Here is a 20,192-nt window from a genome sequence, read left to right as displayed (position 1 = left end):
GGTATTACAAGGCCAGCGGATCGCGGTGTGCGGCGCGTACCTGTGCTTCACAGGCCTTTGCCAATGGCTTGCGCCCGGTAAATTCCGCAACCGGCAACGGGGCGTGGTAAATCACTTCTACAGCACCCTGACGGGGCGCGGCCAGCGTGGTCAGAAAATGCGTGCCAAAGGACATATCCCCCCACCACCCATAAAAGCGTCGGTCAGCGTCCTTAGGCGCGTGGTAGTTCACCGTGACCGGCTGTACCGCGATATGGTCGCGCAGGGTTGGATCAAAGAAGGCTTCGAAGAGTGTCGTCTTGAACGGCAAGATTTGCAGCCCGTCTGTGCTTGTGCCTTCGGGGAAGAACAACAACTTGTGCCCCGCCATGAGACGCGCGCGAAAGATGTCGGTCTGGCTGCGGGCTTCGGACCGGTCCCGGCGGATAAACACCGTGCCGGTCGCCCGCGCAAGCCAGCCGATACCGGGCCATCTGGCGACTTCGGACTTCGACACGAAATAGATCCGCTTTGCTGCGTTCAGCGCAAATATGTCGAGCCATGACGTATGGTTCGCCACCACCGCCCCCGGGCCGCTCATCGGAGCGCCACGTTGGATAAACCGCATCCCAAGCACCCGGAACGCGTTCCGACAGACGAACTGGGTGATATAGGGCGTCACAGGCCGTCTGACGCCATAGAGCGGTTGCTCCACAAGCCGCACCAGCAACAGCACGACCAGCCCGCCGAACACCAAGAGCGCCAAAGGGATGCCCCGCAGGACCACCAACAAGAGCCCCAATAACGAGAGCCGAAAACGCGGCGGGGGCTGGTCGCTGTCCCATGTCGTGGTCATGTGGCGGCCCCCCGATAGATGCGCACCCCGCGCGGGCTCATCCGTTCGGTATCAAGGATTAGGCAGACATCAGTGGTGTTAAACGCATGATCGACGAAGGCCCCCTCCCCGACGCTGCCGCCAAGACGCAGGTAAGCGCGGATCAGACTCGGCAAGGCTGAAGTCGCCGCCCTTCGATCAAGATCGGCTTCGGGGATCAGGTCCATCCGGTGAAACGTCTTGGCCCGCACCCGCAGCTCCGGCACGGCAAGGTGACGGTGATGCAACAGCGACAATGGCTGCGCGAGGGCCGCAGGGTCCGTCCCGCGAAAGCTCGCAACACCAAAGAGCACTTCGATCGCATGGTCCGCCACATATTGCGCCAGCGCCCCCCAAAGGTAATGCATCGCAGCCCCGCCGCGATACGCCGGATGCAGACAGGACCGCCCAAGCTCCAGCAAACGTCTGCCAGAAGCGCGCAGCGGTGCCAGATCGTATTCCTGTTCTGAGTAGAACCCCCCTGCCCGCAGCGCCATATCGCTGCGCATCACACGGTAAACCCCAGCTAAATTGCCATTGCGCCGATCGGTCAGCAGCAGATGGTCGAAAAACGGGTCAAATCGGTCTTTCTCAAGCCGGGCCGCATGATCCACCAGCGCACCGCCGCCGCCTAGTTCCTCGATGAACACTTCGTAACGCAAGCGCTGCGCGGCCCGCACATCGGCCTCGGTCCGGGCCAGTCTGACCTGAAAATCTGCTGCAACTGCCCGCGGCATTGGCCAATCCTGCGCCTTGGTGAACGTCCCCGCCTGATAGGCAATCAGCATGGGCAGCGCAACACTTGCCAAGAGCCCCTTAGCCAGGTACTCTTCTTTAAGTTGTGTTACGAAAAACCTTTTCTAACATTAAGAATTTAAAAAGGATCATCCTTCATCAAAGACAGGCATTAACGCTAACCGAAAGCTGTCTATGACCACTTTACCATGGTCGCGAAAGTTGACCGTCACCTTGCCGCCGATGTTGCTTTGCACCTGTCCTGTGCCCCAGTCAGGCCGGTCCGGGTGCTGCACCAACATGCCCGGCGTGAGCAGCGCGTTAAGATCTTCCATATCCAATCCTATCCCAATAGGGGGGCCACCATGGGCAAACACAACTTAGACCTGCCTGCCCTCATCGGCAGCCGCATCTGTCATGATTTGATATCGCCCATCGGCGCGATCAACAACGGGCTGGAATTGCTTAATATGTCTGGCACAGGCGCCGCGCCAGGGCCGGAGTTGGCCCTCATCGGTCAAAGTGTGGAAAGCGCCTCCGCACGGGTGCGGTTCTTTCGTATCGCCTTTGGCGCGGCGGGCGAGCAGAGCATGGGCAACGGTGAAATTATCTCGATCCTACGCGATCTCTTCGCTGACACAAGGTTTGAGGTCGACTGGCAGATCGACGCGCCGCAGCCGCGTTCCACTGTGCGGATGAGCTTCTTGGCGCTTCTATGCCTTGAAACCGCCCTCCATTATGGCGGGCATATCCTGATCCAAGAAAACGCGGGCGCGCTCAAACTGACAGCGCGCGCCGACAAGATCGGTATTGAACCTGCCTTCTGGGGCCTGCTGACGGATCCAGAGCAGGAAACCAAGTTACAGCCCGCGCAGGTCCAATTTGCCCTGCTGCCGCTGCTGGCGGCAGACATTGGGCGTGAGATTGCGTTTCACGCGACGGAAACTGAGCTTTCGCTCACCTTCTGACCGTTAGCCGCGTACCGTGCCATTGCCCCGCACAAGGTACTTGAAACTGGTCAACTGGCTCGCCCCAACCGGTCCACGGGCGTGGAGCTTCCCGGTTGCGATGCCGATCTCGGCGCCCATGCCGAACTCGCCGCCATCCGCGAATTGCGTTGACGCGTTGTGCATCAAGATAGCTGAATCCAGCCCGTTCAAAAACTGGTTCGCGGTTTCAGGGTTCTCGGTCAAAATGCAGTCGGTATGACCGGAGCCATATTGCCGGATATGCGCCATTGCCTCCTCGACATCCTGCACCGTGCGGGCGGCAACGGTCATATCCAAATACTCCCGCCCCCAATCGTCTGGCTGCGCGGCAACGGTGCCGGGGATCGTTTGCAAGGCTGCATCGGCGCGCACTTCGACCCCCGCATCCATCAACGCGCGAATAATCCCCTGGCCGATTGTCGCGGCAATGCTGTGATGGATCAACAAGCATTCCGCCGCGCCACAAATTCCGGTACGCCGGGTCTTGGCGTTCAGCACCACTTTCAGCGCCTTCTCCGGGTCGGCTTCAGCGTCGATATAGATATGCACGATGCCTTCGAGATGGGCAAAAACCGGCACGCGGGCCTCACGTTGGACCAATCCGACCAAGCCCTTGCCGCCGCGCGGGACGATGACGTCAATCGTATCGGTCATGGTCAACATTTCCCGCACCGCAGCGCGGTCCCTGGTCGGGACCAGTTGGACCGCCGCTTCGGGAAGACCAGCATCACGCAGACCGTCTTGCAAACAAGCATGGATGGCGCGGGAGGAGTGAAAGCTCTCCGACCCGCCGCGCAAGATAACAGCGTTTCCGGCCATCAGGCAGAGCGCACCTGCATCGGCGGTCACATTGGGCCGCGATTCATAGATAACGCCGATCACACCAAGCGGCGTGCGCACCCGCTGGATGTTCAACCCCGAAGGTTGGTCCCAGTCTGCAATGACCTCACCCACTGGATCCGCTTGCTCCGCCACAGAACGCAACCCGTCGACCATGCCGCGGATGCGCGGCTCATCGAGCATAAGCCGGTCCATCATCGCGTCCGACAGGCCTTTTTCCCGGCCATAAGCCATGTCCTGCGCATTCGCGTCGATGATCTCTTTGCGCTTGCGCCAGACAGCTTCGGCCGCACCGATCAGCGCCGCATGTTTGCGCTCTTCGCTCGCGCTGGCGAGTTGCGTCGTCGCGGCACGCGCCTTTGCGCCGATTTCGGCCATCAGTGCTGGGATATTCTCCATATCATCCATCGGCTTACCGTCCTGTCTTAATCCTGCGTCTCAAAGCGCCATGTCATCACGGTGGATCAATGCGGCCCGTCCGGGATAGCCCAGAATGGCTTCGATCTCGGTGCTCTTACAGCCTTTGATCTCCGCTGCTTCCTCTGCCGAATAGCGGCTGAGGCCATAGCCTACCAAATGTCCTGCCGGGCCGTGCATCGCGATGCTGTCACCACGTTCGAAACTGCCTGATATGGCCGTGATGCCCGCAGGCAGAAGCGAATTGCCACGGCTCAAGGCTCCAACAGCGCCTGCGTCTAGCGTCACCGTTCCGCGCGGTTGCATGGCCGCAATCCAGCGTTTGCGTGCGGCCTGCGGGTCGCTTTGGGCGGTGAACCAAGTGGCGTTGGCGCCGTTTTCCAACGCGGTAAGAGGACGCATAACGAAACCATCGGTGATCGCCATCGCACAGCCTGATGCCGTTGCCGTGCGCGCGGCCATTAGCTTGGTTTTCATTCCCCCTTTGGACAGGCCCGAACCCGCATCCCCTGCCATTGCTTCGATTTCGGGGGTGATCGAGTCGATCCTGTCGTAGCGTTTCGCTGTCGCGTCCTGCGCGGGGTTTGCGCTGTAGAACCCATCCACGTCCGACAGCAGGATCAATTGATCCGCGCCTACCGTCACGGCGATTTGCGCGGCCAGCCGGTCGTTGTCGCCAAAGCGGATTTCATCGGTGGCGACAGTGTCATTCTCGTTCACAATCGGCACCACGCTGAGCGACAAAAGCTGCTCCAATGTCGCGCGGCTGTTGAGATAGCGGCGACGGTTGGCGCTGTCTTCGCGGGTGACGAGCACCTGCGCAGTGGTGATGTCATGCGGTGCTAAGACTTCTTCATAGGCCCGTGCCAGACGGATCTGACCCACTGCCGCAGCCGCTTGGGCCTGCTCAAGTGGTAAGACTGTCGAAGGCAAGCCCAACACCCCACGCCCCAAAGCGATGGAACCTGAGGACACGAGCACCACATCGCAGCCGCTGGATTTCAGCCAAGCCACATCCTGCGCCAATCCCGCCAGCCAATCGCGGCGCAAAGCGCCGCTGTGGCGGTCCACCAACAGAGCGGAGCCGATCTTGATAACGACACGGCGGGCGGTGGTTAGGGCTGCCAAGGCTCTTCTTCCTCGGTACTGCGGAACCGCAGGCGGTCATCGTCGATGTTCTGACGCAGGGTGCGCAGCACATCGGTCACCCCTTCGCCCGCCACGCCGGACATCATCATCACCGGCCCGCCACAGGCGTTTTCTAATTCTTTCAAACGGGTTGCACGGTCTTCTTCATCTAAAGCGTCAACTTTGTTCAACACGGTGACGCGGGGTTTTTCAGCCAGATCGCCGCCATAGGCTTCCAACTCTCCGATGATCGTGTGGTAATCCTCTGCCAAGGTCTCAGACGTGCCGTCGATCAGGTGCAGCAGCACCGCGCAACGCTCGACGTGCCCGAGGAAAAGATCCCCCAAGCCGCGCCCTTCAGAGGCGCCTTCGATCAGGCCAGGAATATCCGCAACAACGAATTCAGTATTGTCGACGCCAACCACCCCAAGGTTCGGATGCAGCGTGGTGAAAGGGTAATCCGCAATCTTGGGACGCGCGTTGGAGGTGGCGGCCAGAAAGGTCGATTTCCCGGCATTCGGGAGGCCCAGCAGGCCCACATCCGCGATCAGCTTCAGGCGCAGCCAGAGCGTGCGCTCCACCCCCTCCTGCCCCGGATTGGCACGGCGGGGTGCTTGGTTGGTGGCGGATTTGAAATGCAGGTTGCCCCAGCCGCCATTGCCGCCGCGGGCAAGCTGCACGCGTTGGCCCAGCTCAGTCAGGTCCGCGATGACTGTCTCTTGATCTTCATCAAGAATTTCGGTCCCCACCGGCACGCGCAGGATGATGTCATCGCCATCCTTACCGGTGCGCTGCTTGCCCATGCCGGGCTGACCGTTCTTAGCAAAGAAATGCTGTTGATAACGAAAGTCGATGAGCGTGTTCAGACCATCAACCGCTTCGGCCCAAACGGAGCCGCCAGTGCCGCCATCACCACCGTCCGGGCCACCATATTCGATGTATTTCTCACGCCGGAACGACACGCAGCCGCCGCCGCCGGCGCCGGAGCGGATATAGACTTTGCACAGGTCGAGAAACTTCATGGTCTTGCCTTTCAGGCGCGGGAAACGGTCCTAGAGCTTACGGCTATAGGTCCATGTGGGTACGGCAGCATCGCGGGCCAAGCAATAGGTTTCCGCATCACCAAGATAGACAAATCCCGCATTGGTTAGCACCTTGGCCGACGCCGGGTTGTCATGAAAAACAGAGGCAAAAAGCGCGTCGTTGCCCAGTGGGTTGGCATCCACCAAGGCCTGAACAGCGTCAGAAGCCAGATGAGTGTTCCAGAAAGCCGGAGCGACCCAATAGCCGACTTCGGATTGGTTACGGTCCAGCCGTGTGAGAGAGATAACGCCCATCACCTCGGAACTGCCCGCGCGCGTGCCGTCCATTACCCAAACGTCCTCTTCGCGGCCGTCGGACATGGCGCGGGTGATATAGGCCTCGACGCTGCCGGGCGGCAGCGGGTGTGGGATTGATGAGGTCGCCTTCGCAACGCGGGGGTCGCTGGCGTACATCTCAATCAGCCCACTGTCAGACTTGCGCACCGGGCGCAGGTCAAAACGCTCGGTCTCGATCATGGGCTGGGTGACTATAGGATCCATCTGCATCGTCATGTTCCTCCTCCGAACAGACCGAATAGGGGGGCGGTGGTCAACATGACCCACCTTGCCCCGATCAGGCGAAACTGCTGCGAAACGAAAGCGCCACAGCCGGCCCAAACCTCCCTGCCGAATGTAACGTTTTCATAGATTTTTCGCGGCAATCGACCCTGAAGGTCAAAATCTCTGACGGGGCAATTTGGCCCCTTAACTGATACTAAATACATGGGAATACTCCCGGAAAAAGAAAAGGGACCGGCGGTATCGCCGATCCCTGATTTTTTCAAACCCTTTGGGGTACGGCTTATTCAGCGGCCTCCGCGCGTGGCAGAACCGAAATAAACGTGCGGTTTTTGAGACCTTTGTGGAAGGTCACAGCGCCGTCAACGGTTGCAAAGATCGTGTGATCCTTGCCCATGCCAACGCCTTCGGCAGGCCAGAACTTGGTGCCGCGCTGACGCACGATGATGTTGCCAGAAATAACGGCTTCGCCGCCATATTTCTTGACGCCAAGGCGACGACCAGCTGAGTCGCGCCCGTTACGGGATGAACCGCCTGCTTTTTTATGTGCCATCTCGGTCTCTCCTTAGCCTTTGGTCTTTTCTTTGGCCTGATCGACCCAGCCTTCACGCTGGATACGGCCTTTGAAAGACAGTTTCTCGTCAACTTCAGCGATATCCGCCTCGGTCCATGCTGCGATCTGAGCGAAGGAGGTGATACCCGCTTCGTGCAGCTTTTTCTCAAGAGCCGGGCCAACGCCGCTCAGCGCTTTCAAATCGTCCGCGCCGGCTTCCGACATCTGGTCGGCTTTCTCGGCTTTTGGCGCAGCCTTGGTGGCTTTCGCCTTCTTGGCTTTCTTGATCTGTGTCGCTTCGTCGGTCTTGCCGGTGATCGCGGCCACAGCGGCGGCGCTTACGGAACCGGTGCCGACAGCAGCAGCAACGCCCGACTTTTCTGCGCCGGAGGCGAGAATGTCTGTGATCTTGATCAGGGTCAGTTTCTGACGGTGACCCTTGGTGCGCTTGGAAGAGTGCTTCCGGCGACGCTTGACGAAGTTGATGACCTTTTCGCCTTTGATCTGGTCAACGACTTCGGCCTGAACGCCTGCGTCTTTAACCATTGGCGCGCCAAGAACGGGGCTGTCACCGCCCAGCATCAGCACTTCGTTGAACTGGACTGTTTCGCCAGCATTGGCCGCAATACGTTCAACCCGCAGCATATCGCCGGATTGCACTTTGTATTGCTTGCCGCCTGTCTTGATGACCGCAAACATGCGTCTTCCTTTTCTGTCATCCGCGTTCTGTGGCCCCCGCCTGGGAGTTAGTGGACAGGCTTTCCGGCCAATCCGCCTCGAACAGCGCACCCATATGGGCGTCATTAAAAAACATTCCCGCAAACGGATAGACCGCCGGGATGCGGGCTTATGTGCAGATTATCGGGTCAAGTCAAGCAGGTTTTCAGTCGGTAAGAGCCACCGACTTAAAGTTCCTCAGCCGTCATATTCAGCGCAACTGTGCGGCCAAGCGCATAGGAGATATCTTCATAGGCTTTCCCGAAGCCTTTGAACAGCCCGCGATTGACCGCCCGGCCCGCCTCGGACTGCGCAAATTCAATGTAACGCGACAGGGCCGCATCGTCCAACGGATGATAGGCGAGCAGCATATAGGCATAAAGCCAGGCGCGCGTATCTTCGGTCACCCGGTCAAGGTCAGCGCTGACATCCGCCAGAAGGTCCTCTTCGCTATCCGCCAAAGCGCCACCGTCCCGCAGCCCTTTGAGAAACTGGAAATTACTGTTCAGCGCCGTGCTTACGTTGCGATCAATCATGTCGCCTGCAATGAGAAGCTGAGTGATCTGTGCCAAACGCGGATCGTCTGTACCGTCAAGCTCAGCGAAGCGCTCCCGTGCGGCATCCTCTACCGCCCCTTCGGAAATCGCGGCGCGGGCGGCGTTTTCCATTTCGATCACCTGCCCACCGAGATCGGATGAGTAGAAGGCAATCGCAGCCTCAAGCGCGTCGTCCTGCAGGGTTTCTTCCAACGCGCGGCGCACCATTTCAACCATACGGTCCGGATCATAGATCGTATCGACCTGCATCTGCCAGCCCGGACCACCCTGCCCGCCCAACATCTCTTGGTTAAGGGTGCTGGCATGGGCCTGCCCTTCCTGCCGCAGGATCGCGGCCACTTCGCGCAGGTCGAGCAAATCTACCAGCACCGTCATGCGCGCGTCTGACCAAGCTGGCAGTGCGAGCAGCCAGAGCAGCGGCGCAATGAGCAGGCTGCGCCTCATAGGTCTTGGCTGGGCTGCATGGCCGAAAGCCGCATGGCGATGGTCTCAAACCGATTGGCCATGATTTCATATTGTACGGCATTCATCAGCGTATAGACCTTTTGCATCTTTGGATGTTCCAGCGCTTCGGCGTAGGCCTGAAGCTCGTCGTCCGAGAAGGCTTGATATGTATAGGCCGCTGACGCTAGCGCGCTGGCCGCGATCTGTTCGCCCATTTGCTCTGCTTGGGCAGCCATCGCGGCACGCAGGTCCGGCTCTTCCATCTGAAGTTCGATTACCCCTGCCGCTGCGGCGGCCAGCAAGAAGCGGATTTGCACCTCTTGTATCGCGCGGACGGAAATGCCCTCCACATCACTGGCGACATTCAGACGTTGCAGAATGTCGACACGCGGGGAGCCAATGCGTTGCAAGCCCGCGATAATTTCCGCCCCGCTTTCAGTCTTTAGGCCATCATCCTCGGCCATATGCGATTTGTTTTCCACCACAACGAGCCGTTGCCCCAGATCACTGGCATAGAAATCCGCCGCATGGGTAAGCAGATCGTCGCTGAGTGTCTCGCTAAGGATATCCAACGCCATGTCGTGCATCAGGTCAGTATCAAAAACCTCTGCCACAAGACGCGACCATTCGGAGCCGAAACTGTCCGCCTCCAACCCCAGAATCTCAGGCGCAGAATCAGCCGACAGCCGAATACTTTCCAACGCGACGTCAAAGCCAGTGACCTTCAGAAACTGCTCCAACGCGCCCCGATCCGCCGCCCGCAAGGGCAGCGCCACCGCGAGCATAATGGCCAGCGCCAGCGCAAACGGTGTGGCAATTGAACTATAGAGGCGGCGCATCGGCTGTCCTTTCGAGCGTTTGTGTCTTTAAACTTAGGGGATCAAAGCCGCAGCGCAATGAAAATCCCCGAAGTTTATCTCTTAGCGCAAAACGCCTCTTGCCACTCTCTGGAAAGCCGACTAAACGGGCCACCCAGACCCCCGCGGAGAGGTGCCGGAGTGGTCGAACGGGGCGGTCTCGAAAACCGTTGACCCTTCACGGGGTCCCAGGGTTCGAATCCCTGTCTCTCCGCCACTATCCCCCTGATAAGGCTCAACGCCTTAGTTTTCGATCATAGCTGGTCGTCAGGATCGCACTGTAGCTGCCAAAGACCACCGCAATTGGCAGACATCGTTCAAACCGTCTGTGACATACGGCCCTAGCACTTCCCGACCGTCCTCTCTCCTTGATCAACACAGTAGACTACACGCTAGGAAGTCACACATTACAACTCGACCAACAAAGCCGTGGCGCAAAGCGCATTCGGGTGGTCTGGGACATTTCGATCTGGCTTTCTTTCAGACCAACATTAAAAATCGGCTTATGCGTAAACGCTGTTTCAACCAGAATAACCCGGTCGCCCTGCGCGAGAAGTGGCAGGCGGTTGCGAAACGCCCCGCGCTCAAAATCGGAGTCGTCTAAATCTTGCTGCATTCCGACGGCCTCGGAAAATACGACGTGAAGAACCCGTCTGGAAGGATTGTCACACCTTTCGCTGCACCGAAGTTGGGTCACCCGCAGACCAACGTTGTCGCCATATCGGGTCAGTTGTCCGGCCACCGACCTAAGCCCTTCGAGATAGGCTTGATTGATGGGCGTGGTTTGCCGCGACAACGTGTCTGCGATGACAGCAGTAGCATCCACAGCCATTGCGCGGACGCGGAATTCTTCGGTGAAGGCCAGCATGGCGCAAATGGTCCAGACCAGAAGCGGCGCCATTACGACCAATTCGATAGATTGGCTGCCCACTTCGCTCTTAAGAAATGAACTTACAGCCTTACGCAAAATATTCATCCCTGAGGCTCCGTTACAAATGCAGTGGTGATCCGCACACCGTATTCGCCATCCGAATTCTCGGGTAGTTTACGGCCCAAGCCGGTACCCGGAAGGAGCGGATCAAAAAGCCGACAGACGCGAACCAGCATCAAATCGTTCTGCTGGCCCGGAATAAAATTATTTGCTGGGTCGAAATCTTCCTCTCGGTCCACGCAGGGAGCCGAGGTGGTGATATTGCGCCATTGCTGCACTGGCATCGCCTGCATTTGGATGCGGATAGAGTTCATACATCCAGCGCTGAAAAAGGACCGGTCACAAATCATTTGCTTCATTTCCTCATAGTTCGGAGGATCGCCAGCACTCAGACGGACATCGCGGGCAACCATATTTGTTGCACGACGCAACATGATTTCCCTTGCGCTCCAAAGACCCGTTTCGAGCGCCATGAAAAATAGGTACAACACAATCGGAACGAGGATCACAAACTCGATCGTGACACTGCCGCTTTCAGATTTTCGGAAGAAGGTGAGCTTTTGCTTGTTGGTCATTTGGTCAACCTCAGCATTGAGATCGAGGCTGCGATCATCTCAAAGGCAGATTGGATCTCCATCCCCTTCACGTCGAAGTAATGGGCTTCAGTGGAGGCACATTCCTTTAAAATTTCGAGCGAGTTTGAATAACGAACGTCCATTCCAATGGTGTAGATCACAATCCCGGCACGCTGCGCTACGCCGCAGATGCTTTTCAGACGGTTATCTTTCACGCCGGAGCCGACCTTCTTAACCATTTGGTTCCATTGGTCCTTTGCGACGTGGTGCCATTCTCCTGTGTCATTCATTTGGCGCCCTCGCATATTATAGGCGTAATAATGCGGAGACATCCTGTACCAGACCTCAGCCCAGGTTAGGTTCTTCCCAACATAAGGGTCACGGTCTGAGGCGAACTGCGGATTGGAGTCGAGTAGGTTATCGTTCCAGAAGGGGTCGCCGCTAGAGTTCCCTTCTTTATCGCTGCTATACCAAGGCCAATACCAATTATTTGTTACGGGCGGATAGGATGCGTAGAAATACCTTTCGGACAAATCTCTATCGCCGTCGTTTTGGTTCGCAGTTTCTCGTGATACGACGTTGTAGTAGGGGCCTTTACCTCCATTGCTCGTAAATTGGATGAGGTCTGAATTTCCCGACGCGTATTCTGGGCGCAGCTGCTGTTCAGTCGTGTTCTCGCCATCCGTCATAATGACAAGAACTTTCATATTGTTCTCGGCATTGTGAGGATGTGGCCGCCCGCGGAATGCAGGATTTACAATCCCTTCCGACGCGAGGGCAGCGATTGGTCTTTGGGCAGACGGGTCAAGCAGTGCCAAGCCCCATTTTGCCCCGACTTCGATAGAGGTCGTGCCACCGGCCCAAAGGTTATCAATTTGCCTTTTCAGCTCGAACGCGGAGCTTGAGAGCGGCGTGATCGCAAAGCCGGTATCGTTACGACACACCCAAGTTCCTCTGGTTGGGCTGTTGTAGTAGGAATTACTCGCCGATGAGATGCGGAAGTGTCCTGTGGTCTGTATCTGCACATCCGGGTCAATAGCGAGGCTTTGGAAGTCCTCGGCTTCAAAATCGACGCAATGAGAATAGTCATGCTCGTTGGTCGCGTTGTACTGGCGCAATAGATCACGGCCCACATTAACCTTATGCGCATAAGGGACAATCGAGATTGAAACACGCCCCTCTTCGGCTTCGCTCAAGACTTCCTCAACAAAATCTTTGGCGGCCCGTTTTAAAGAATAGATCTTTCTGCCGCTTCTATCTGACGCATAGTTGTTCATCGAACCTGAAACGTCGAGCACCAAAGAAATCTCAATGTCCTCCACACGCTCAGTCGCTTGGGAGGCGATTGTCATATCAAGTGTATCGTAGTCGAAAAACCGGAAGAAATAGGTGTTGATACCGCGGTTCATAGAGGCATTCACCGTGCGGCCAACCACGATGCCGCCAATTTTCTCGGTAGAGGTGTCAACATTCACACCGGAGGGATCGAGCCCTGCTGAGGATAAATAGCTATAGACTACGTCCTCTGCGCTAAGGTCCTGCGACAGACTCGCCGCCGCGAGAACTGCATTGTCGAGATGTGTCTGGAAGGTGGTTCTCGTACGCTCATGGTTCGCAAGGTCGACGGCAAGGCCGCCGAAGATCATCATGCCGACGAAGAGGAACAATGACAGAATCAGTATCCCGCCGTCTTCGCTTTTCTTAAATTTGGAGAACTGGTTCGCCTGCCGAAATGCAGTTTTGTTTCGCATAGTAAAATTCTCTGCCTCAGCGGAACGGCAGGGAGTATGCCCGGCGGACCACTGAATGGTTAATAATAGATGTACAGGAATTCTACTAGGCGTTGAAAAAGGCCGAATTATGAAGTCGCGGCGCTAAAGTGTGGCAACTTTTGGCTAGGTTGTCCTATTTCGGTCACAATCCTAAGCTGCATATGAGATAGGACGTTCCCGATACGAACCTCTCTTACTCCAAAGGACAAGCACATACCGCAACCCAGACGTGCGAAATATTGAACGCCAAGTTTGTGGGATCAACCTTCGCCGCCATCGATGACCTATCGTCAGACAGTAGTCCCGGCAAACTCATGAAGTTGTCAGTATATACACAACGAATAAGTTTATGACGGGCCTGACCGGAGAGGAATCGAACCGTCCTTCAATCCTAGGAACACAATTTCGCGCGACTGGACTTTGGCCGTCGGAGAGTGACGATTGAACATCCGGAAGATGATTTTAAACGCCTAGCAACACAGGGAAGCGAAAAGGTCATGCGCCATTCTCCCCGCGCCTAAGCTTTGATGAGCGCCGCGGTATACTTGGACATGACGTAGGAGGCATAGCGCTCAGCGTTTAGATCCGCGATCGCCTGTTCGGTGAAGGTGTCACGCTGCGAACCATACACGGCAAAATGCCTGTCAAAGATCACGCCGGTCGGTAGGTTCTGGGCATTGAGCCAAGCGCGTCTGTGGAAATAGCTGACCCCGCTCGCGCGCTGTGAACCCTGGTTCATTGCCAGTTAAACTAGAGACGGAAGAAGACGTCCGCAAGGCTCGCGCAGAAGTCCTTGCCCTGCGCGACGATATTCCGTGCGCACTTTGACGTAACTCTGATCGCGCACCCAAACCATGATTTTGAGATCCGTAAATCCCGGGCCTTGGCGTTTGCCTGTTTTATCTAGCCATGAAATCCGGTGATTGCCCAATCAAGAGAAAACCGACCTGTACCGAGGCGACAAGACTTTCTCAATAGAGCCAATCATAAGGTGTTTAGGATATCAGTCCCAATCGCCGGTTTCATCCAAATTTTTCTGAAAGCCGAGGCTATCTGATCCGAACCCCAGCTATTCGATGATTTAAAAGGATGGCGGACCCTAGAGGATTCGAACCTCTGGCCTCTGCCTTCGGAGGGCAGCGCTCTATCCAGCTGAGCTAAGGGTCCACTGAGGGGCGGTATAAACAGCCCGCGCCCTGCCTGCAATGGGAAATCAAACGGCTTGTATCGCGAAGATTGGATCAGGCGAAAAGATCATGCGCTAGTTCCAATGCCTCGACAAGCACGTCTACCTCAGCACGTGTATTGTACATGCCAAAAGACGCGCGGCAGGTTGCTGAAACACCAAGACGCTCCATAAGCGGCCCCGCGCAGTGATGCCCCGCGCGCACGGCCACGCCCTTTTTGTCAAGGATGGTAGATATGTCATGCGCATGGGCCGCGCCATCAAGGGTAAAACTAAAGATCGCCGCTTTGTTGGGCGTCGTTCCCTGAAGGTTTAGCCAATTCAGCCCCCCAAGCCGCGAAACCGCGTAGTCGCGCAGTTCATCCTCATGCGCGGCGATATTTGTCAGCCCGAGCTCCATCATAAAGTCCAGCGCCGCGCCAAGTCCGATCGCCGCGACAATGCCGGGGGTGCCTGCTTCGAACATCATAGGAGGGTCGTTATAGGTGACGGCCTCTTTGGTGACGTCGCGAATCATATCGCCGCCACCGATGAAGGGGCGCATCTCGGCCATCCGCTCGGCTTTCATATAGATCGCGCCAGAGCCTGACGGGCCGTAAAGCTTGTGGCCTGTGACCGCATAAAAGTCGCAGCCAATGTCTTGTACATCCACTGGCATATGCACCGCCGCTTGCGATCCGTCGACCAGAACCGGGACGCCGCGCTCCTGCGCTGCGTGGGTGATGGCTTTTACATCAACTTTTGTCCCCAACACATTGGAAAGATGTGAGATTGCTACAAGTTTCGTCTTTGGACCAATAGCGTCAATCACCGCCTGTGGATCAAGCGCGCCCGTTGCGTCTATGTCGACCCATTTCAGCACGACACCTTGGCGCTCGCGTAGAAAGTGCCAAGGTACGATATTGGCGTGATGCTCCATGACCGAAAGAACGATCTCATCCCCGGCCTGCATCCGTGGCATCGCCCAGCCATAGGCAACGGTATTGATGCCCATGGTTGCACCGGTGTTAAGGACGATTTCATCTTCCGATCGGGCATTTAGAAACCGCGCAACCGTGCCGCGAACGGATTCATACTTATTGGTTGCAAGATTAGAAAGGTAGTGTAAGCCTCTGTGAACGTTGGCATATTCCGACGCGTAGCCTTGAGTCACCGCGTCGATGACGACCTGAGGCTTTTGCGCCGAGGCACCGTTGTCCAGATAGACCAAAGGTTTGCCATTCACCTCTCGCGAGAGGATCGGAAACTGAGCGCGGACGGCTTCAACGTCAAACATGACTTAAACTCCTTGGGCGGTCAGCCCGATCAATGACAGCAGGAACCCAAGGCCCAGCACAACCCCTAGCGCAGCCCCCGCAAGCACCGCAGCCGCATGAAACAGCCCCGGCAGGGCGAGGATTTCGGCGACAAAATTCAACAAAATCCACAACCCCCAAAATGTCACGACCACGGACGCCAAGAGCGCGAGGGGCGGCAAAGCAAAGGTTAGGACGATCACTCCGAGTTGCGCTACAAGCCGCAGGAATTGGAGCCAAACGACAGAGGCCAGCAGCGGTGCAACCCGCCCCTGCCCGCCCATCGCGCGGCCCACCCAATAAAGCGCATGAACGTAGAGCACCATCAGCCCCGCCAGCAGAACAAAAAGCGCGAGCGGCATGTGAAAATAGCCTGGCAAGACCATCGCAGGCGGCGCCAGTACAAAGGTTGCCGATATCACAAGCGCGTTCAGAGCAGCGATCAGTGCGACCCCCATCCACAACACATTGCGCTCAATCGGAACTGAGGCGATCATCGCCGCAGCCGCGCGCGGATCGCGCAGGGTGGTTTGTGCTAAAGGTAGGAGGGCATTGAGCATTCTTTAAGCCCTCAGCGCTGCGTAAAGGCCAGACAGCCAAAACCAGAAAAACACCGCCAGCCAAATTGCTCCGACGATCTGGGCCTGTAAACCCGGCCCGATAAAGCCAAGCGCCAGCCCCAAAAGCAACAGTAAGGGCGCGGACGCCAAGAGCGACCAAACCAGCGTCAAACGCACTGCATAGCCGCTTATCCGCTGCCCGGAGACACGGGTCACGGCCCAGACCATTGCCGCCAGCCCATACAGCAGCAAAGGCATGATAAATATCCAGAAAAAGGCGGACCAATACTGCCGTACGGACAGCGGCCCTTCGGGATCAAGATGGGCCGCGCGGGCCTGATAGGGGGACAACGCCACAAAGATCAGCAGCCCCGCCATAAGCGCGAACATCAGCACACGCACTTCGTTGCGGCCCTGCGCAAGCAGCCCCGACATCACTTTGCCGGGGCCACGATAGGTCGCCACAATATCGCTGGTGACAGCCATCAGCCGCTACGACGCTCCAGCCAAGAGCTCAGACGTCCGATGATTTCTTCGCGCAGGTTCTCAGATTCAATCTCCTCCACCGCTTCCGCAAGAAAGGCGAGTGTGAGAAGGTCAGTCGCTTCCGCATGAGACACGCCACGCGCACGCAGGTAGAACAGCGCTTCTTCGTCGATCGCGCCCGAGGTGGACCCGTGCGAACAGGCCACGTCATCGGCGTAGATTTCAAGCTCCGGCTTGGCAAGGAACTGGCTGTCCCCGTCGAGCAGCAGCGACTGGCTGATCTGATACCCGTCCGTTTTCTGAGCGCCCTCTTTCACAAGGATTTTGCCTTGGAACACGCCAGTAGCTCCGTTGCGCAGCACCTTTTTATAGACCTGACGGCTTTCGCAATTCACGGCATCATGCGTAATAAAAACCGTGTCATCGTGGTGGAAATCACCATCGCCAACAGACGCCCCTGCCACATGGGCCGAAGCATCGTCCCCGGTCAGCTCAATCACACATTCGTTGCGTGTCATTGCGCCGTTTACCGTGACGGTGAAGCTCTTGAGAAGCGACTCTGTGCCCAAACGGGTGAACAGATGAGTTGCTGCGCGGCGCTCATGATCCCGACCCTGTGCGCGCACGTGGTGGAAGCGTGCTGTATCGGCCACGTCAACTTCCATGACCGTGTTAAAGCGTGCAGCCGCCGGGCCATTTTCCAACAGCGTCATCTCTGCACCCGCGTCGAGTTTGACGATATGGTGCAGCATCGCATCGGAAGTCTCTGATTTATGTTTGTAAATCAGATTGATCGGCTTGCTTGGGCGCCCTGTTACATGGATCAAAACGCCGTCGGTCGCAAAGGCGGTGTTCAACGCCGCGAGCGGGCGTGGCACTGGATTTTGCCCATTCTTTTCGAGCGTGCCATAGAGATCACGCGCCCAATGCAGATCGCTCATCGCCGTTGCGAGCCGTTCGATTTTGACGCCTTCGAGCGACAGATCGTCAGAGGCGTCGGCATCGAATTCGCCGTCGGCAAAGACGATGCGCAAACGGTCGATCCCATCGAACATGGGCGCGTCGCCATGTTCAAAGATCGCGGCAGGAACCGGTTCGGCCTGTGTCAGCGTGTCGGGGCGGGTGAATTTCCAATATTCATCCCGACGCTGCGGCAGACCCATCGCGCGAACGCGCGCCAGCGCATCCTCGCGTGCGGGCTGAGCCCAGCCCCCTTGCGGCATACTCAACGTGGAGATCATCGCCTCGGTTGCGGTTTCTTGGAGTTTTGCCTCGGCCATTTATGCCACCTCAGCGAGAATATCAGCGTATCCGTTGTGTTCAACTTCGAGAGCCAGCTCAGGACCGCCGGTTTTGATGATGCGTCCGTCGGACATGATATGCACGACGTCTGGTTTGATATGGTCAAGCAGACGCTGGTAGTGTGTGATCACAAGGAAACCACGGCCCTCATTGCGCAACGCGTTGACGCCCTCGGCAACCAGTTTCATCGCGTCAACGTCAAGGCCCGAGTCCGTCTCGTCCAAGATGCACATCTTTGGCTCAAGCATGGCCATCTGCAGGATTTCGTTACGCTTTTTCTCACCGCCAGAGAAGCCCATGTTGACGGGGCGCTTCAGCATATCGGCGTCGATCTTCAGATCTTTCGCCTTAGCGCGGATTTCCTTGAGGAAGTCTGCGGCCGACATTTCTTCTTCGCCACGGGCTTTGCGCTGTGCGTTCACGGCGGTCCGCAGGAAGGTCATGTTGCCTACGCCGGGGATCTCCACCGGGTATTGGAACGCGAGGAAGAGACCTGCCGCGGCGCGCTCTTCTGGCTCCAGATCGAGCAGATCATTGCCCTCAAGCGTGGCGGAGCCGTCGGTGACTTCGTAACCGTCTTTGCCCGACAGCACATAGCTTAACGTGGATTTGCCCGAGCCGTTCGGCCCCATGATTGCATGGACCTTACCGGCTTCGACTTCCAGATCGACACCTTTGAGGATCTTCTTGTCCTCATCTTCCAGTTCCACATGCAGGTTTTTGATGCTCAGCATTTCGGTCTCCTTCTGGCGCGCACTCGCGCCGCAATAGCGTTATTCGGTTTTTCGTCAGGGTCATGCCCTGCGTTGTTAAAGTTGTCTCTGGGGTTGACGGGCGCAGTATGCGCCCTGCCCATCACCCAACGGAGCCTTCGAGCGAGATCGCCACAAGTGCTTGCGCTTCCATCGCAAATTCCATCGGCAGCGCTTGGAGGACGTCCTTACAAAAGCCGTTCACAACCAGCGCAACAGCCTCTTCCTCGTCCATCCCACGCGAGCGGCAGTAGAACATCTGATCGTCGTCAACCTTAGACGTCGTTGCCTCATGCTCAACCCGGCTGCTGTTGTTCTTGACCTCGATGTAAGGCACCGTGTGCGCTCCACAGTCCGAGCCAATCAGCAAGCTGTCACACTGGGTGTAGTTACGCGATTCCTTGGCCTTGGGGTGCATCGACACCAGACCACGGTAGGTGTTCTGCGCCTTACCCGCCGAGATGCCCTTAGACACGATGCGCGACTTTGTGCGCTTGCCGAGGTGGATCATCTTTGTGCCCGTGTCGGCCTGCTGCATGTTGTTGGCGATGGCGATGGAGTAGAACTCGCCTTGGCTGTCGTCGCCGCGCAGGATGCAAGAGGGGTATTTCCACGTCACAGCAGAGCCGGTCTCAACCTGTGTCCACATCACCTTGGCCCGGTCGCCTCGGCAATCGGCGCGTTTGGTCACGAAGTTGTAGATACCGCCCTTGCCGTCTTCGTCACCGGGGTACCAGTTCTGAACGGTCGAGTATTTCACCTCCGCGTCTTCTTCGACGATGATCTCAACCACCGCCGCGTGCAGCTGGCTCTCGTCGCGTTGCGGCGCAGTACAGCCTTCGAGGTAGGAGACATAAGACCCCTTGTCCGCGATGATCAGCGTCCGCTCAAACTGGCCGGTATTCTCGGCGTTGATGCGGAAATAGGTCGACAGTTCCATCGGGCAGCGCACGCCCGGCGGCACATAGACAAAGGAGCCATCAGAGAAGACCGCGGAGTTCAGCGTCGCATAGAAGTTATCCGACACTGGCACCACGGTGCCAAGGTATTTGCGCACCAGTTCAGGATGCTCGCGGATCGCCTCGGAAATCGAGCAGAAGATCACGCCCGCTTTCTTCAACTCGTCTTGGAAGGTCGTGCCCACGGAAACAGAGTCGAACACCGCATCGACGGCGACTTTGCGCCCCTCAGCAGGAATGTCTTCCGCGCCTTCGACACCAGCAAGAACCATCTGTTCTTTCAGCGGAATGCCAAGTTTCTTGTAGGTTTCCAAAAGTTTAGGGTCCACATCGTCAAGCGACTTTGGCTTTTCGATCATGCTTTTCGGACGGGCATAGTAATACTGATCCTGAAAATCGATTTCAGGATAGTCGACCATCGCCCAATCGGGCTCTTTCTTGGTCAACCAACGGTCATAGGCCGCAAGACGCCATTCGGTCATCCACTCCGGCTCTTCGTTCTTTTCCGAGATCAGACGCACGATGTCGGGCGTCAGCCCTTTGGGGGCATATTCCATCTCGATGTCAGTGGACCAACCGTATTTGTATTTGCCGCCGACTTCGCGCACGGCGTCCACGGTCTCCTGGTCGACGCCTTCCTTGACGCCATCATTCTCTTTCAGGGTCACATTTTCCAAGGTCTC

Annotated in this window: 21 protein-coding genes and 2 tRNA genes; 2 read left to right on the top strand and 21 right to left on the bottom strand. The window is 57.2% G+C overall.

Going from position 1 to position 20,192, the window contains the following annotated elements:
• Positions 1 to 4 precede the first annotated feature (4 nt).
• The 3 genes from olsA to HTT03_RS02835 form a co-directional block, all read right to left on the bottom strand.
• A complete protein-coding gene (gene olsA / locus HTT03_RS02845) occupies positions 5 to 835 on the bottom strand; it encodes a lyso-ornithine lipid O-acyltransferase (RefSeq protein ID WP_174858361.1) in 831 nt (276 codons plus the stop codon).
• Positions 832 to 1,590: an L-ornithine N(alpha)-acyltransferase gene (gene olsB, locus HTT03_RS02840; RefSeq protein ID WP_174858966.1), complete on the bottom strand. Its 759-nt coding sequence runs from the start codon at positions 1,588 to 1,590 to the stop codon at positions 832 to 834. Before olsB ends, olsA begins: the two co-directional genes overlap by 4 nt.
• 147 nt (positions 1,591 to 1,737) lie before the next feature.
• Positions 1,738 to 1,923, bottom strand: coding sequence for a DUF3553 domain-containing protein (locus tag HTT03_RS02835; RefSeq protein WP_174858360.1), 186 nt, complete (start codon positions 1,921 to 1,923; stop codon positions 1,738 to 1,740).
• A gap of 30 nt (positions 1,924 to 1,953) precedes the next feature.
• Between HTT03_RS02835 and HTT03_RS02830 the strand changes: the two genes are divergently transcribed.
• A complete protein-coding gene (locus HTT03_RS02830; protein WP_174858359.1) occupies positions 1,954 to 2,556 on the top strand; it encodes a histidine phosphotransferase family protein in 603 nt (200 codons plus the stop codon).
• 3 nt (positions 2,557 to 2,559) lie between these two features.
• On the opposite strand, the gene HTT03_RS02825 is transcribed toward HTT03_RS02830, so the two are convergent.
• The 8 genes from HTT03_RS02825 to HTT03_RS02790 form a co-directional block, all read right to left on the bottom strand.
• Positions 2,560 to 3,825 carry a glutamate-5-semialdehyde dehydrogenase gene (locus HTT03_RS02825; protein ID WP_174858358.1) on the bottom strand — a complete coding sequence of 422 codons (1,266 nt, stop codon included), beginning with the start codon at positions 3,823 to 3,825 and terminating at the stop codon, positions 2,560 to 2,562.
• Positions 3,826 to 3,855: 30 nt separating this feature from the next.
• Positions 3,856 to 4,962: a glutamate 5-kinase gene (gene proB, locus HTT03_RS02820; protein WP_174858357.1), complete on the bottom strand. Its 1,107-nt coding sequence runs from the start codon at positions 4,960 to 4,962 to the stop codon at positions 3,856 to 3,858.
• Positions 4,950 to 5,984 (bottom strand): GTPase ObgE, encoded by a 1,035-nt coding sequence (obgE, locus tag HTT03_RS02815; protein ID WP_174858356.1) that lies wholly within the window; start codon positions 5,982 to 5,984, stop codon positions 4,950 to 4,952. The genes proB and obgE overlap by 13 nt, the downstream gene beginning before the upstream one ends.
• 30 nt (positions 5,985 to 6,014) lie before the next feature.
• The gene (locus tag HTT03_RS02810) at positions 6,015 to 6,551 is read right to left on the bottom strand and encodes a GNAT family N-acetyltransferase (RefSeq protein ID WP_174858965.1); all 537 of its coding nucleotides are present in this window, start codon (positions 6,549 to 6,551) and stop codon (positions 6,015 to 6,017) included.
• A gap of 295 nt (positions 6,552 to 6,846) precedes the next feature.
• Positions 6,847 to 7,116, bottom strand: coding sequence for a 50S ribosomal protein L27 (gene rpmA, locus HTT03_RS02805; RefSeq protein ID WP_174858355.1), 270 nt, complete (start codon positions 7,114 to 7,116; stop codon positions 6,847 to 6,849).
• Positions 7,117 to 7,128: 12 nt separating this feature from the next.
• Positions 7,129 to 7,815, bottom strand: coding sequence for a 50S ribosomal protein L21 (locus HTT03_RS02800; protein WP_174858354.1), 687 nt, complete (start codon positions 7,813 to 7,815; stop codon positions 7,129 to 7,131).
• A gap of 206 nt (positions 7,816 to 8,021) precedes the next feature.
• Entirely contained in the window at positions 8,022 to 8,834 is an 813-nt protein-coding gene (locus HTT03_RS02795) for a DUF2059 domain-containing protein (RefSeq protein WP_174858353.1), read from the bottom strand.
• Positions 8,831 to 9,673 carry a DUF2059 domain-containing protein gene (locus HTT03_RS02790; protein WP_246253333.1) on the bottom strand — a complete coding sequence of 281 codons (843 nt, stop codon included), beginning with the start codon at positions 9,671 to 9,673 and terminating at the stop codon, positions 8,831 to 8,833. The genes HTT03_RS02795 and HTT03_RS02790 overlap by 4 nt, the downstream gene beginning before the upstream one ends.
• A gap of 145 nt (positions 9,674 to 9,818) precedes the next feature.
• Between HTT03_RS02790 and HTT03_RS02785 the strand changes: the two genes are divergently transcribed.
• Positions 9,819 to 9,908, top strand: a tRNA-Ser gene (locus HTT03_RS02785).
• A 183-nt stretch (positions 9,909 to 10,091) separates the two neighbouring features.
• On the opposite strand, the gene HTT03_RS02780 is transcribed toward HTT03_RS02785, so the two are convergent.
• From HTT03_RS02780 to sufB, 10 genes are all read right to left on the bottom strand, one after another.
• Positions 10,092 to 10,667, bottom strand: coding sequence for a hypothetical protein (locus HTT03_RS02780; protein WP_174858352.1), 576 nt, complete (start codon positions 10,665 to 10,667; stop codon positions 10,092 to 10,094).
• Positions 10,664 to 11,197, bottom strand: a complete 534-nt coding sequence (locus HTT03_RS02775) for a TadE/TadG family type IV pilus assembly protein (RefSeq protein WP_174858351.1) — start codon at positions 11,195 to 11,197, stop codon at positions 10,664 to 10,666. The genes HTT03_RS02780 and HTT03_RS02775 overlap by 4 nt, the downstream gene beginning before the upstream one ends.
• Positions 11,194 to 12,948: a TadE/TadG family type IV pilus assembly protein gene (locus tag HTT03_RS02770; RefSeq protein WP_174858350.1), complete on the bottom strand. Its 1,755-nt coding sequence runs from the start codon at positions 12,946 to 12,948 to the stop codon at positions 11,194 to 11,196. Before HTT03_RS02770 ends, HTT03_RS02775 begins: the two co-directional genes overlap by 4 nt.
• 1,111 nt (positions 12,949 to 14,059) lie before the next feature.
• Positions 14,060 to 14,136: transfer RNA gene (locus HTT03_RS02765), tRNA-Arg, on the bottom strand.
• A 74-nt stretch (positions 14,137 to 14,210) separates the two neighbouring features.
• Positions 14,211 to 15,431 (bottom strand): cysteine desulfurase, encoded by a 1,221-nt coding sequence (locus tag HTT03_RS02760; protein WP_174858349.1) that lies wholly within the window; start codon positions 15,429 to 15,431, stop codon positions 14,211 to 14,213.
• Between the two features lie 3 nt (positions 15,432 to 15,434).
• Positions 15,435 to 16,010, bottom strand: a complete 576-nt coding sequence (locus HTT03_RS02755; RefSeq protein WP_174858348.1) for a YIP1 family protein — start codon at positions 16,008 to 16,010, stop codon at positions 15,435 to 15,437.
• A gap of 3 nt (positions 16,011 to 16,013) precedes the next feature.
• Positions 16,014 to 16,496 carry a YIP1 family protein gene (locus tag HTT03_RS02750; RefSeq protein WP_174858347.1) on the bottom strand — a complete coding sequence of 161 codons (483 nt, stop codon included), beginning with the start codon at positions 16,494 to 16,496 and terminating at the stop codon, positions 16,014 to 16,016.
• The gene (locus tag HTT03_RS02745; RefSeq protein WP_174858346.1) at positions 16,496 to 17,776 is read right to left on the bottom strand and encodes a SufB/SufD family protein; all 1,281 of its coding nucleotides are present in this window, start codon (positions 17,774 to 17,776) and stop codon (positions 16,496 to 16,498) included. The genes HTT03_RS02750 and HTT03_RS02745 overlap by 1 nt, the downstream gene beginning before the upstream one ends.
• Positions 17,777 to 18,532, bottom strand: a complete 756-nt coding sequence (gene sufC / locus HTT03_RS02740; RefSeq protein WP_174858345.1) for a Fe-S cluster assembly ATPase SufC — start codon at positions 18,530 to 18,532, stop codon at positions 17,777 to 17,779.
• 121 nt (positions 18,533 to 18,653) lie between these two features.
• A complete protein-coding gene (gene sufB / locus HTT03_RS02735) occupies positions 18,654 to 20,177 on the bottom strand; it encodes a Fe-S cluster assembly protein SufB (RefSeq protein WP_174858963.1) in 1,524 nt (507 codons plus the stop codon).
• Positions 20,178 to 20,192: the final 15 nt, after the last annotated feature.

This window comes from Sulfitobacter maritimus, assembly GCF_013346665.1.
GTDB lineage: Bacteria > Pseudomonadota > Alphaproteobacteria > Rhodobacterales > Rhodobacteraceae > Sulfitobacter > Sulfitobacter maritimus.
This window is presented reverse-complemented; position numbering and strand designations above follow the sequence as displayed.